The sequence below is a fragment of the Pseudomonas trutticola BRTCR10 genome (assembly GCF_056155105.1).
Genome location: NZ_CM149552.1, coordinates 1848059 through 1860809, shown reverse-complemented (window position 1 = coordinate 1860809; position 12751 = coordinate 1848059). Strand labels below are relative to the sequence as shown.

The following is a 12751-nucleotide window of genomic DNA, read 5'->3' as shown; positions in this document are numbered from 1 at the left end:
CTTGTCTTGCATAGACGGAGGCCACATTACTGGCTGCGCGTTCACAACCGGAACAATGCATGGCAGACCATCGATGTAGGTACAAAAACTGTTCATGATTACCTCAGCCAACCTGCTTGGTCGGGCTGTGATAGATATCAGCGAACATGTCGGCCATGGCTTCTTCGCTGGGTTCTTCCTGCATTTGCACGCTGACGGCGCGGCTGACCAGTTGATGACGGCGCGGCAGATGCAGATCATCCGGAATCCGTGGGCCATCGGTCAGATACGCGACCGGCAATTCATGACTGATCGCCAGGCTCAACACTTCGCCAAGGCTGGCCGTTTCATCCAGTTTAGTCAGGATGCAGCCGGCGAGCCCGCAACGCTTGTAACTGTGATAAGCGGCGGTTAGAACCTGTTTCTGGCTGGTGGTTGCCAGCACGAGATAATTTTTTGCACGGATGCCACGCCCGGCCAGGCTTTCGAGCTGCATGCGCAGAGCTGGGTCGCTGGCTTGCAGGCCGGCGGTATCGATCAGCACCACGCGTTTGCGCAGCAGAGGATCCAGCGCCTGCACCAGCGACTGGCCCGGATCGACGTGGGTCACCGGCACATTGAGGATGCGACCGAGGGTCTTCAGTTGTTCCTGAGCGCCGATACGGAAACTGTCCATGCTCACCAGCGCCACATTCTGCGCGCCGTACTTGAGCACATAACGGGCCGCCAGTTTGGCCAGCGTGGTGGTCTTGCCCATACCGGCGGGGCCGACCATGGCAATCACACCGCCCTCTTCCAGCGGCTCGACTTCCGGTACGGCAATCATCCGCGCCAGATGCGCGAGCAACATGCGCCAGGCCTGACGAGGTTCTTCAATATCGGTGATCATCGCCAGCAGGTCGCGCGACAGCGGGCCGGACAGGCCGATCCGCTGCAGACGGCGATACAGGTTGGCTTGCGCCGGACGGCTGCCTTGCAGCTGATTCCAGGCGAGCGTGCCGAGCTGGACTTCCATCAGCTCGCGCAGGCTGTTCAATTCAAAACGCATCGAATCCAGCGCACGCGGATCCACGCCGCCGGAGGACTGCGCAGGCGCCGGGGCCGGACGCGCCGGGGCGGCGTAAGTCGGCTCGCTCAGCGGCTCAGCGGCAGTCAGCGGCAGGCCAGCGGTCAACGGCAGCCCGGCGAAAATCTGGCGATTGCTATTGCCATCGGCTTCGCCACGCAGGCTCAGTTCGGCCTGGGCGGTAACGATGCGCGACTGGGTCTTGCGCAGCTCGTCTTCGAGTTCCATATTCGGAACCCGTGGCGCCAGCGCCGACAATTTGTAATCCAGTGCCGCCGTCAACTCGACACCGCCGGCAATGCGGCGATTGCCAATGATGGCGGCATCAGCGCCCAGCTCATCACGAACCAGCTTCATGGCCTGACGCATATCGGCGGCAAAGAAACGCTTAACTTGCATAAACCACTACCTCAGCCGTTGGGCCCTACTGTCGCAACGATGGTCACTTGCTTGTTGTCCGGTATTTCCTGGTAGGCCAGCACGTGTAGCCCCGGGACCGCGAGGCGGCCGAAACGCGAAAGCATCGCGCGGATCGGGCCTGCTACCAACAGGATCACCGGCTGACCTTGCATTTCCTGACGCTGCGCCGCTTCGATGAGCGACCGTTGCAGCTTCTCGGCCATGCTTGGCTCCAGCAGAACGCCCTCTTCCGAGCCTTGTCCTGCCTTCTGCAGACTATTGAGCAATATTTGTTCCAACCTTGGTTCCAAGGTGATCACAGGCAGCTCGGAGTCAGTGCCTACAATGCTTTGGACGATGGCGCGAGATACGCCGACCCGCACGGCAGCCACCAGCGCGGCGGTATCTTGACTCTTCGCGGCGTTGTTGGCGATGGCTTCGGCGATGCTGCGGATATCGCGCACCGGCACGTGTTCGGCCAGCAACGCTTGCAGCACTTTGAGCAACTGCGACAACGTGACCACGCCCGGCACCAGCTCTTCGGCCAGTTTCGGCGAGCTTTTGGCCAGCAATTGCATGAGTTGCTGGACTTCTTCGTGGCCAATCAGCTCGCTGGAGTGCTTGTACAAAATCTGGTTCAAGTGGGTCGCGACCACGGTACTGGCATCCACCACCGTGTAACCGAGGGATTGTGCCTGGGCACGCTGGCTGATTTCGATCCACACCGCCTCCAGGCCGAAAGCCGGATCTTTGGCGTTGATACCGTTGAGCGTGCCGTAGACCTGGCCCGGGTTGATCGCCAGTTCACGATCCGGGTAGATCTCCGCTTCGGCGAGAATCACGCCCATCAGGGTCAGGCGATAGGCGCTCGGCGCCAGATCGAGGTTGTCGCGGATGTGCACGGTCGGCATCAGGAAGCCCAGATCCTGCGAGAGCTTCTTGCGCACGCCCTTGATCCGTGCCAGCAGTTGCCCGCCCTGATTGCGGTCTACCAATGGAATCAGGCGATAACCGACTTCCAGGCCGATCATGTCGATCGGGGTCACGTCATCCCATCCAAGCTCCTTGGTTTCCATGGCGCGGGCCGGCGACGGCAGCAGTTCCTGCTGGCGCTTGACCTCTTGCAGTGCTTCGACCTTGGCAACGTTCTGCTTTTTCCAGAACAGGTAAGCGCCGCCAGCAGCCAGCGCCGCCATGCTCAGGAACGAGAAGTGCGGCATGCCCGGCACCAGACCCATGACCGCCATCAAACCTGCGGCCACCGCCAGCGCTTTCGGCGAGGCGAACATCTGGCGATTGATCTGCTTGCCCATGTCTTCCGAGCCGGAAGCACGGGTCACCATGATTGCCGCCGCTGTCGATAACAACAGTGATGGCAATTGCGCCACCAAACCGTCACCGATGGTCAGCAAGGCGTAAACCCGGCCGGCGTCGCCGAAGCTCATGTTGTGCTGGAAGATACCGACGGCCATGCCGCCGATAAGGTTGATGAACAGAATCAGCAGGCCGGCGATGGCGTCACCGCGAACGAATTTGCTGGCACCGTCCATCGAACCGTAAAACTCGGCCTCTTGCGCCACTTCCTGACGACGCGCCTTGGCCTGGTTCTGGTCGATCAGACCGGCGTTGAGGTCGGCGTCGATCGCCATTTGTTTGCCGGGCATCGCATCGAGGGTGAAGCGCGCGCTCACCTCGGAAATCCGCCCGGCACCCTTGGTCACCACGACGAAGTTAATGATCATCAGGATCGCGAAGACCACGATACCGACCACGTAGTTACCGCCGATCACTACTTCACCGAAGGCCTGGATCACCTTACCGGCAGCAGCGTGGCCGTCCTGACCGTGAAGCATCACCACCCGCGTCGACGCCACGTTCAATGCCAGCCGCAGTAACGTCGCGACCAGCAGAATGGTCGGGAACACCGCGAAATCCAGCGGCCGCAGCGCGTACACGCAGACCAGCAGGACGACAATCGACAGCGCGATGTTGAAGGTGAAAAACACGTCGAGCAGGAACGGCGGCACCGGCAGCATCATCATGGCCAGCATGACCAGCAGCAACAACGGCACGCCCAGATTGCCTCGACTGAGGTCGGCAACATTCGAGCGAGCAGTGTTGAATAACTGAGAGCGATCCACCGGTTTTCCCCGTTCCTTTAAAGCAAACTTTTGACGCCCAGAGCGGACGCACGGCGGGTACTGCAAGAAGCTTTCCAACTTTTGCCGGGGAATGAAATAGAGGGGCTTGGCGGGGAATTTTTGCTGATTGGGCTGGCCCTTTCGCGAGCAGGCTCGCTCCTACAGGGAACCGCACTCCTAATGCGGAATGAAATACAAACCAGAATGTGGGATTGGAATGCATTCCAAATGTGGGAGCGAGCCTGCTCGCGAAGGCGCCCGTGAAGCCAGCGCAAAGTGCCTCTTAAACCGCGGTGTTTAAAAGACACTTCAGGACACGCCTCAAAGGCTACACATCCTTGCGTAATTGCCTACAGCTACGCCAGAATCCGCCGGCTTGTGCGCCTAGGGGGCGGGTTCTATTGTGGTGCGGTCGCTGACGAATCAGCGATCGGGTTTAGCGATCCGGCATCTAACAGACGCAACATGCCCATTCTCAATTGCAGTTTTTGTCTATCTGCAATTGGCGTCATGGTGGCTGTGCGTGGGAGACCTTCGGGTCTACCCGGGGTTTCTGTGACCCGGATCGCTAACCTGCGTACAGCCGCCACCTTTACTTGTTTAGCGATGAGCCGTGGCGGCCAAATCAACCACGGAGTCTCACCATGTTCAAACCAACACCCAACCCGCCCGAAACCGATCTCACCTCCCCCTACGAATCCCTCGATTCGAAAAAGCTCAACGACGCCGCCGACCGCGCCCTCGATCACTATCTCTGCCCGCCCGGGTCCACACCACCGCCCCGCAGAACCCGCAGGATGTACGCCGTTACTGCGGACTTCAAAAACGAGGAGATGCTGGCCGATGCCTTCGAGACCCTTGCTTCGGCAAGAACCATTGCCAGTGACTTTGCCCACCTCTTGCCAGCGTCGCAGCGCCGGACGCTGTTGGGGATTGCGCAGCTGATCATGCTCGGGGAATTGGCGGTGAATCGGGTGCTGGATAATCTGCAGGTGCCGCAGTAGCAGGACTGTCTGACAAGGCTTGAGTGCTGTGCTGTGGTTGCTGAGGTCTTCGCGGGCAAGCCCGCTCCCACAGGGATATGCATTAATCACAAGCCTGTGAGCAGTTACCAAACCTGTGAGAGCAGGCTTGCTCGCGAAAACTGACGCACAGCCAACACATGTCTTCAGGCATGAAAAAACCGCCGCCCGGTTCAATCGGGACGGCGGTTTTTTCGTTTCAGCTCTCGATCAAACCGTTTCCACGGTCGTCCAGCAACAACGTGGCGGCCATGCTGCCCATCACTACGCCGTCAAAACCTGCTCAGGTGCAATCACACCGAAACTGAGGGCCTTGCCATTGATGTAGCGCGAACCCTTGAGCACGAAGACCCCTTCGATGTCGACGAACTCAGTCTGCGTGTACATAAACGTCACTATCTCCTCAGGCGTTCTAATGTCTGGCTTCCCCCAGGACACTTTTACGCGCTGCTCTATCAGGGTTAGCCCCCACTTGAAAGGGATGATGGCGAGGTCTTTGATTTCGATCTGGCGCGCGGGATCCAACCAGCGAAAGTCCTGACGTGCCGTAATGAAAAGAGCATCACCTTCAATGGTGAATTGCGGTTTGCTGTAGCGCCTTTCCATTTCATCGTAGATCCAGCCATCCATGTAGTCCTCCAGATGGGTGAATCGCTCGAAAAGCATCGCGCTGTTGACGATTTTTTCGTCAGGTTTGCCAATCAAATTGTAGCTAGAGTGGTACGCCAGCCCCTCCACCTCAGGCCGAATCGAGTTAGTCGGCACCTCCAGATAATTTGGACTATAGGCGTTGGCCATGTGCTTGAAATGAGTGAAATCCAGAATCAGTTTGAACGTGACGGTGTAACCGATTGCGCGCTCATCAGGGCGCCTTTCCAACACACCGGAGACAAACTCCATCTCCATGCCGTCCAATTTTTTTAGCGGATTCGCTGCCATGATCGCTTCCTCTGAAACCTGACGTAGACGCCGATCCCTGGCACTCGCATCGAATGATCAGAGCCACCAATACAGGGAAAATGCCGGGAGAAATCCCATGGCAATTAGATCGCTGAGGAGCGCTCACTGGCTACTGTCAGAAATAACAGGTGCAGAGGTCTTTCAGACAGACGGTAACCGTCAGGAATCGCGACGCAGGTCCGGCGGAATCGGCAGATCGTCCTTGAGCGGATCCGGGCGCTTGCCCTTGCCCGCCTGGAATTGGCGGATCTGGTAGACGTAGGCCAGGACCTGGGCAACCGCAAGATACAAGCCCCCGGGGATTTCCTGATCGAGCTCAGTGGAGTAGTAGATCGACCGCGCCAGCCCCGGCGACTCGAGGAGCATGACGTTGTTGGCCACGGCGATTTCACGGATCTTCAGCGCCAGGAAGTCACTGCCCTTGGCCAACAGGACGGGTGCCCCACCCTTCTCGGAATCGTACTTGAGCGCCACCGCGTAGTGGGTCGGGTTGGTGATGACCACGTCGGCATCGGGAATCGCCGCCATCATCCGCCGCTGGGACATCTCGCGCTGGGTTTGACGGATGCGTTGCTTGACTTCAGGCCGGCCTTCCTGATCCTTGTGCTCGTCGCGCACTTCCTGCTTGGTCATCAGCAGTTTCTTGTGGGCTTCCCAGAGCTGCACCGGCACGTCGACCGCAGCGATGATGATCAGCCCGCAAGCCAGCCACAACGTACTCCAGGCAACCAGCGTGACGCTGTGAATGATCGCCCGGTCCAGCGGTTCATGGGCGATGCGCAAAAAGTCATCGACGTCGGCGGACAGCACCACCAACGCCACACCCAAGGTGATCAGAAACTTCGCCAAAGCCTTGAGCAGTTCGACCACAGACTTGAACGAGAACATCCGCTTGATGCCCGCTGCCGGGTTCATCCGGCTGAACTTGGGCGCCAGGGAGCCGGCCGCGAACAGCCAGCCACCGAGGGAAATCGGCCCGATCAACGCGGCCAGCAACAAGGTGATCATGATCGGCTGAATCGCCACCAGGGCGAGCTTGCCCGACTGCATCAGGAACGTGCCCATGGAGCCCTGGTTCATGATCACTTCGCGCGACAGCGTGAAGTTCATACGCATCAGGTCCATCAGGTCTTCGGCGAGCATGCCGCCGAATATCAACAGCGCGCTGGCACCGGCCATCATCACGGCGAGGGTGTTGAGCTCTTTCGAGCGGGCGATCTCACCCTTCTCCCGGGAGTCCTTTTTACGTTTCTCCGTGGGGTCTTCTGTTTTGTCCTGACCGCTTTCGCTCTCGGCCATGAGTCAGCGCGCCCGTGCCAGTTCGCGTAACAGCTGCAAGGCCTCGGTAGCCAGCGGCTGGTACTGATTGAGAATGTCCGCCAGGCCGACCCAGACAATGAACAGGCCGAGCACCAGGGTCAGTGGAAAACCGATGGAGAAAATGTTCAGTTGCGGCGCGGCACGGGTCATCACGCCGAACGCGATATTGACCACCAGCAGCGCGGTGACCGCCGGCAATACCAGCAACAACGCCGCGCCCAGCACCCAGCCGAGTTTGCCGGCCAACTCCCAGTAATGCGCGGTCATCAACCCACTGCCCACGGGCAACGTGGTGAAGCTTTCGGTGAGGACCTCGAACACCACGAGATGGCCATTCATCGACAGGAACAGCAGCGTCACCAGCATGGTGAAGAATTGTCCGATCACCGCCACCGAGACACCGTTGGCCGGGTCGACCATCGAGGCGAAGCCCATACCCATCTGGATCGCGACAATCTGCCCGGCCACAGCAAAGGCCTGGAAAAACAGCTGCAAGGAAAACCCGAGTACGGCGCCGACCAGGATCTGTTCGGCAATCAACAGCAGCCCGCTGAGATCGAGCGGACTGACCGCCGGCATCGGCGGCAGGCCGGGCACAATCACCACAGTAATCGCCACGGCGAAATACAGGCGCACACGCCGGGGGATGAGGGTTGTGCCGAACACGGGCATGACCATCAGCATCGAGGCGACGCGAAACAGCGGCAACATGAACGTCGCCACCCAGGAACTGATCTGGGTGTCGGTCAACTGCAGCAGCGATTGCATGGCTTAGCCGATGACCATCGGAATGTTTTTGTACAACTGAATGATGTACTCCATGAACGTCTGCACGATCCACGGGCCGGCGACGATCAGCGTGACCAGCATCACCAGCAGACGCGGCAGGAAGCTCAGGGTCTGTTCGTTGATCTGCGTGGCCGCCTGGAACATTGCCACCAGCAAACCGACCAACAGGCTCGGCACCACCAGAATCGCGACCATCAACGTGGTCAGCCAAAGCGCCTCACGAAATATGTCGACCGCGACTTCCGGCGTCATGGCGAAACACCTCCAAAACTGCTGGCCAGCGTGCCGATGATCAGCGCCCAGCCATCCACCAGCACAAACAGCATGATCTTGAACGGCAGCGAGATGATCAGCGGCGAGAGCATCATCATACCCATCGCCATCAGCACACTGGCCACGACGAGGTCGATGATCAGGAACGGAATGAAGATCATGAAGCCGATCTGGAACGCGGTTTTCAGCTCGGACGTGACGAACGCGGGTACCAGAATGGTCAGCGGCGCCTGATCCGGGGTGGCGATGTCGGTGCGCTTGGACAGGCGCATGAACAGCTCCAGATCACTGGTGCGGGTCTGCGCGAGCATGAAGTCCTTGATCGGCACCTGAGCCTTTTCCACCGCTTGCTGAGCGGTGAGTTTCTCGGCCAGATACGGTTGCAACGCATCGTTGTTCACCCGATCGAACACCGGCGCCATGATGAACATGGTCAGGAACAGCGCCATGCCCGTGAGGATCTGGTTCGACGGTGTCTGTTGCAGGCCCAGGGCCTGACGCAGGATCGAGAAGACGATAATGATCCGCGTGAAACTGGTCATCAGGATGACCGCCGCCGGGATAAAACTCAGCGCGGTCATGATCAGCAGAATCTGCAGACTGACCGAATATTCCTGCGCGCCGTCGGCGTTGGTGCCCAGCGTGATCGCCGGGATCGACAACGGATCGGCGGCGAACGCCAGCGGCGCGGCCAGCAACAGGGCCAGCGTCAAGACGATGCGTAGCGCACCCATTACTTCTTATCCTTCTGATCCTTGCCGAGAATCTTCAGCAGATGCTGAGCGAATTCCGGGGTCGCTTTCTCGCTGGTACCTGGCACTTCAACCGGCTCTTTGAGCACGTGCAGCGCGGTGATGGTGCCGGGGCTCAGACCGAGCAGAATCTGCTCATTGCCGACCTGCACCAGCATCAAACGGTCACGCGGACCGAGCGCACGGGAACCGATCAGCTCGATCACCTGGCCCTTGCCTGCCGGGCCTGCCTGCTGCACTCGACGCAACAGCCAGGCAAGGAAGAAGATCAGCCCCAGCACCAGCAGCAAGCCGAATACCAGTTGCGTCAATTGCCCGGCCACGCCGCTGTTGACCATCGGCGCAGTCGCGGCAACCGGCGCAGCAGCAGCGTGGGTTGCCGCCGGTTCAGCGGCCAGCACGCTCAACGGCAACGCGAGCAGAGCCCAGAGAAACCTTTTCACTCAGCGCAGCTTCTTGATGCGTTCGCTTGGGCTGATCACGTCGGTCAGGCGGATGCCGAACTTCTCGTTGACCACGACCACTTCGCCGTGAGCGATCAGCGTGCCGTTGACCAGCACGTCCAGCGGCTCACCCGCCAGGCGGTCCAGTTCGATGACCGAACCCTGGTTGAGTTGCAGCAGGTTGCGAATGTTGATGTCGGTGCTGCCCACTTCCATCGAGATCGACACCGGGATGTCGAGGATCACGTCCAGGTTCGGACCGTCCAGCGTTACCGGATCGTTGTTCTTCGGCACGCTGCCGAATTCTTCCATCGGCAGACGGTTGGAGCTGGCGGCGCCAGCTTCAGCAGCCAACAGCGCATCGATGTCAGCCTGGCCGTCACCAGTTTCTTCCAGGGCAGCAGCCCATTCGTCAGCCAGTGCCTGATCGTCCTGGGCGTTCATATCGTCGTTCATCATTTGTCCTCGGCGGGCAACAATTCAGCTAAATGTGTGGGGGTGAGAGCGGCGCTTCAGCGACGCTCGATCGGCTCGATCACTTGCAACGCGAGGTTGCCTTTGTGCGAGCCCATCTTGACCTTGAAGGCCGGTACGCCGTTGGCGCGCATGATCATGTCTTCCGGCATTTCCACCGGGATCACATCCCCCGGCTGCATGTGCAGGATGTCGCGCAGCTTCAACTGGCGACGGGCGACGGTGGCACCGATCGGCACGTCGACATCGAGCACGTCCTGGCGCAGGGCATTGACCCAGCGCTCGTCCTGATCGTCGAGGTCCGACTGGAAACCGGCGTCGAGCATTTCGCGCACCGGCTCGATCATCGAGTACGGCATGGTCACGTGCAGGTCGCCGCCACCGCCATCGAGTTCGATATGGAAGGTGGAAACCACGATCGCTTCGCTCGGGCCGACGATGTTGGCCATGGCCGGGTTCACTTCCGAGTTGATGTACTCGAAATTGACTTCCATGATCGCCTGCCAGGCTTCTTTCAGATCGACGAAGGCCTGCTCCAGCACCATGCGCACCACGCGCAATTCGGTCGGGGTGAATTCACGCCCTTCGATCTTCGCGTGACGACCGTCACCGCCGAAGAAGTTGTCCACCAGTTTGAACACCAGTTTGGCGTCGAGGATGAACAGCGCGGTGCCGCGCAGGGGTTTGATCTTGACCAGGTTGAGGCTGGTCGGCACGTACAGCGAGTGTACGTATTCGCCAAACTTCATCACCTGTACGCCACCGACGGCAACGTCCGCCGAGCGGCGCAGCATGTTGAACATGCTGATGCGGGTGTAACGGGCAAAACGCTCGTTGATCATCTCCAGAGTCGGCATGCGTCCACGGACGATGCGATCCTGGCTGGTCAGGTCGTAGCTTTTGACACTGCCGGGTTCGGCAGCGTTATCGGTCTGTACCAGACCATCGTCGACGCCATGCAACAGCGCATCGATTTCATCCTGGGACAGCAGATCCTGCACGGCCATGTCGTGTTCCTACTGCAGTACGAAATTAGTGAAAAGCAACTGTTCGATCACCACTTTGCCCAGCTCTTTCTGCGCCACTTCCTGCACGCTCGCTGTGGCCTTCTGGCGCAACATCTCCTGGCCGACCGGCGTCGCCAAAGTGGCGAAATCCTGACCGGAGAAGAGCATCACCAGGTTGTTGCGGATCACCGGCATGTGCACTTTCAGCGCTTCCAGATCGGCCTGGTTACGCGCCAGCATGGTGATGCTCACCTGCATGTAGCGCTGACGGCCGTTCTGGTTGTAGTTGGCGACAAAGGCCGGCGCCATCGGCTCGAAAATCGCCGGCTGCTTGCCGACGGGCGCTGCATCTGCGGCCTCGGCAGGCTTGCTTTGGGCGCTGTGCATGAAGAACCAGGTCGCCCCCACGGACGCGCCAATGGCCAGCAGCAACGCCAGCACGATCACGATGATCAGCTTGAGTTTGCCTTTGGTTGCTGGGTCTTTCACTGCTGCTGTTTCGCTCTTCGCCATGCCAATAATCCGTCACTAATCGGGTTTTCACAGTCGCACGGCAAGGCAAGAGCAAGTGTTATGCCAGAAGTGTCGGAGGGATTGACGAGAGGGATGTATCGACTGATGCAAGACCCTGTGGGAGCTGGCTTGCCAGCGATAGCGATTTGTCTGACACATTGATTTCGAATGTGCCGCCGCCATCGCTGGCAAGCCAGCTCCCACAGGGTACAGCGGTGTGTCAGGCGTAATAGTCGACCGCGCTGGTGCCGATCACGCTGGTGGTTTGCGCGGCTGCTTCAGCAATAGCGGCGGGTGCCAGCTCTTCATCCGCCGAATCCAGACGACCACCGGTAGCGCTGGTGCGCCCACTCTGGCCCTGCTGCGCCTGCTCCTGACCTTGCTGCCCCTGCCAGCCGCGACTCTGGTCGGACACATTGACGTCGACCTGGCCCATGCTCTGCTGGTTGAACATCTCACGCAACCGGTGCATCTGCCCGTCGAGCGCTTCACGCACACTCGGGTGCGCGCTCATGAACGTCACCTGAGTCTGCTGGTCGGGGACCATGTTCACGCGGATATCCAGACGCCCCAGCTCGGCCGGCTGCAACTGAATGTCCGCCGCCTTCAGATTGGCGCTCGACAGATACATGACGCGGTTGACCACTTCTTCGGTCCAGCCGCTTTGATGCATGGCGATCGGCTGATTGACCGGTACTGCGTTCGCAGTTTTCGGCGTGGCAGCCTGAGTCAGTGCCGCCAAGCGGTTGGCGAAGTCATCGACGCGGGTGTCGCTGGTGGCGGTTTTCAGGTCTTTCAGGCCGTCATCGATCAGCCCGCTGAAAGCCTTCTCGCCGCCCTGACTGGTGCTGTCCTTGTCGGACTGCACATCAAGCATGCTGGCCATGCCGGCGGCAAAGTTCTGCGCCGAGGTCAATTCGCCGTCAGCCTGAGTCTGCGCGGGCGCCGCTTTCGGTTGTGCCTGGCTGGCGGCGGAGATATGTCCACCCTGCTCCATCGCCATGCGCACGGCCGGCAAGGCATCGAGAGGGTCGGCCGAAGGATCGAAATCGCTGTCGGTGCTCGCCGCCGGATCCTTGACCACACCTGGCAATTGGGACACGGCCGGAGTTTCGGTTTTCGCCGGGGTGGCCGCTTCGACAACCGGGACCGGCACGACGGGTGCCGTCACTGCCGGCTGCACGACGGCGGCCAACGCAGGATCCAGCGTCGGATCGACTGGAGTGGCATCGGCTACCGGAGTCTGGTTGGTATCCGCGGATTCGTCGCTGCTGACGACCTTGTCGTCGGCCGCCACCGGTTTGTCGGCAGGCAAGGCATTGCCGCTATCGGCAACCGCCGGCTTCGCAGGGGCAGATTGATCCTTGCTGACGTCCTTCTTGCCGCCGGTGTCAGCGACCTTGTCGCGCGCCGATTTCAGCGGGGCGTCAACCGTGACGGCAGGCTTGCTCGAGTCCTGACTGGCAAACACCTGAGCGAAGCTTGAGGCCTTGTCCCCGGCGTCTGCGGCCACTGCCGACGGTTTGGCAGAGGCGGCTTGCGCCTTGGCCTGGGCGGCGTTCTGAAGAAGAATGTTGGGGGTCGCAGGCATGAAACGGTCTCCGCTGCACTGG

General features: G+C 60.0%; 13 protein-coding genes. 1 reads left to right on the top strand and 12 read right to left on the bottom strand.

The annotated features are described in order from the left end of the window. Positions 1-103: 103 nt before the first annotated feature. Positions 104-1444, bottom strand: a complete 1341-nt coding sequence (gene flhF / locus ACVVH8_RS08315; protein ID WP_103306839.1) for a flagellar biosynthesis protein FlhF — start codon at positions 1442-1444, stop codon at positions 104-106. A gap of 11 nt (positions 1445-1455) precedes the next feature. Then, a complete protein-coding gene (gene flhA, locus ACVVH8_RS08310) occupies positions 1456-3585 on the bottom strand; it encodes a flagellar biosynthesis protein FlhA (RefSeq protein WP_213027951.1) in 2130 nt (709 codons plus the stop codon). Positions 3586-4229: 644 nt separating this feature from the next. Here flhA and ACVVH8_RS08305 point away from each other — a divergent pair. Further along, a complete protein-coding gene (locus ACVVH8_RS08305) occupies positions 4230-4589 on the top strand; it encodes a DUF6124 family protein (RefSeq protein WP_213027949.1) in 360 nt (119 codons plus the stop codon). Positions 4590-4871: 282 nt separating this feature from the next. On the opposite strand, the gene ACVVH8_RS08300 is transcribed toward ACVVH8_RS08305, so the two are convergent. From ACVVH8_RS08300 to ACVVH8_RS08255, 10 genes are all read right to left on the bottom strand, one after another. Then, entirely contained in the window at positions 4872-5546 is a 675-nt protein-coding gene (locus tag ACVVH8_RS08300) for a hypothetical protein (RefSeq protein ID WP_475229449.1), read from the bottom strand. A gap of 180 nt (positions 5547-5726) precedes the next feature. Next, the gene (gene flhB, locus ACVVH8_RS08295; RefSeq protein ID WP_103305379.1) at positions 5727-6866 is read right to left on the bottom strand and encodes a flagellar biosynthesis protein FlhB; all 1140 of its coding nucleotides are present in this window, start codon (positions 6864-6866) and stop codon (positions 5727-5729) included. A 3-nt stretch (positions 6867-6869) separates the two neighbouring features. Beyond that, positions 6870-7655: a flagellar biosynthetic protein FliR gene (fliR, locus tag ACVVH8_RS08290; protein WP_103305378.1), complete on the bottom strand. Its 786-nt coding sequence runs from the start codon at positions 7653-7655 to the stop codon at positions 6870-6872. Positions 7656-7658: 3 nt separating this feature from the next. Beyond that, positions 7659-7928, bottom strand: coding sequence for a flagellar biosynthesis protein FliQ (gene fliQ / locus ACVVH8_RS08285; protein ID WP_007920026.1), 270 nt, complete (start codon positions 7926-7928; stop codon positions 7659-7661). Beyond that, positions 7925-8683, bottom strand: a complete 759-nt coding sequence (gene fliP / locus ACVVH8_RS08280; protein ID WP_064121002.1) for a flagellar type III secretion system pore protein FliP — start codon at positions 8681-8683, stop codon at positions 7925-7927. Before fliP ends, fliQ begins: the two co-directional genes overlap by 4 nt. Beyond that, complete coding sequence (gene fliO, locus ACVVH8_RS08275) at positions 8683-9144, bottom strand: flagellar biosynthetic protein FliO (protein ID WP_315446268.1); 462 nt, start codon at positions 9142-9144, stop codon at positions 8683-8685. Before fliO ends, fliP begins: the two co-directional genes overlap by 1 nt. Then, entirely contained in the window at positions 9145-9600 is a 456-nt protein-coding gene (gene fliN, locus ACVVH8_RS08270; protein WP_475229447.1) for a flagellar motor switch protein FliN, read from the bottom strand. Positions 9601-9656: 56 nt separating this feature from the next. Then, a complete protein-coding gene (gene fliM / locus ACVVH8_RS08265) occupies positions 9657-10625 on the bottom strand; it encodes a flagellar motor switch protein FliM (protein ID WP_003222890.1) in 969 nt (322 codons plus the stop codon). Positions 10626-10634: 9 nt separating this feature from the next. After that, the gene (gene fliL / locus ACVVH8_RS08260) at positions 10635-11138 is read right to left on the bottom strand and encodes a flagellar basal body-associated protein FliL (RefSeq protein WP_007920033.1); all 504 of its coding nucleotides are present in this window, start codon (positions 11136-11138) and stop codon (positions 10635-10637) included. 220 nt (positions 11139-11358) lie between these two features. After that, a complete protein-coding gene (locus ACVVH8_RS08255) occupies positions 11359-12729 on the bottom strand; it encodes a flagellar hook-length control protein FliK (RefSeq protein WP_475229444.1) in 1371 nt (456 codons plus the stop codon). Positions 12730-12751 lie beyond the last annotated feature (22 nt).

Excerpts from the sequence above, each read along its gene's own strand:
- fliQ (WP_007920026.1), bottom strand. The coding sequence starts at position 7,928 with ATGACGCCGGAAGTCGCGGTCGACATATTTCGTGAGGCGCTTTGGCTG.
- ACVVH8_RS08300 (WP_475229449.1), bottom strand. The coding sequence starts at position 5,546 with ATGGCAGCGAATCCGCTAAAAAAATTGGACGGCATGGAGATGGAGTTT.
- fliR (WP_103305378.1), bottom strand. The coding sequence starts at position 7,655 with ATGCAATCGCTGCTGCAGTTGACCGACACCCAGATCAGTTCCTGGGTG.
- flhB (WP_103305379.1), bottom strand. The coding sequence starts at position 6,866 with ATGGCCGAGAGCGAAAGCGGTCAGGACAAAACAGAAGACCCCACGGAG.
- ACVVH8_RS08255 (WP_475229444.1), bottom strand. The coding sequence starts at position 12,729 with ATGCCTGCGACCCCCAACATTCTTCTTCAGAACGCCGCCCAGGCCAAG.
- flhF (WP_103306839.1), bottom strand. The coding sequence starts at position 1,444 with ATGCAAGTTAAGCGTTTCTTTGCCGCCGATATGCGTCAGGCCATGAAG.
- fliN (WP_475229447.1), bottom strand. The coding sequence starts at position 9,600 with ATGAACGACGATATGAACGCCCAGGACGATCAGGCACTGGCTGACGAA.
- fliP (WP_064121002.1), bottom strand. The coding sequence starts at position 8,683 with ATGGGTGCGCTACGCATCGTCTTGACGCTGGCCCTGTTGCTGGCCGCG.
- ACVVH8_RS08305 (WP_213027949.1), top strand. The coding sequence starts at position 4,230 with ATGTTCAAACCAACACCCAACCCGCCCGAAACCGATCTCACCTCCCCC.
- fliM (WP_003222890.1), bottom strand. The coding sequence starts at position 10,625 with ATGGCCGTGCAGGATCTGCTGTCCCAGGATGAAATCGATGCGCTGTTG.
- fliL (WP_007920033.1), bottom strand. The coding sequence starts at position 11,138 with ATGGCGAAGAGCGAAACAGCAGCAGTGAAAGACCCAGCAACCAAAGGC.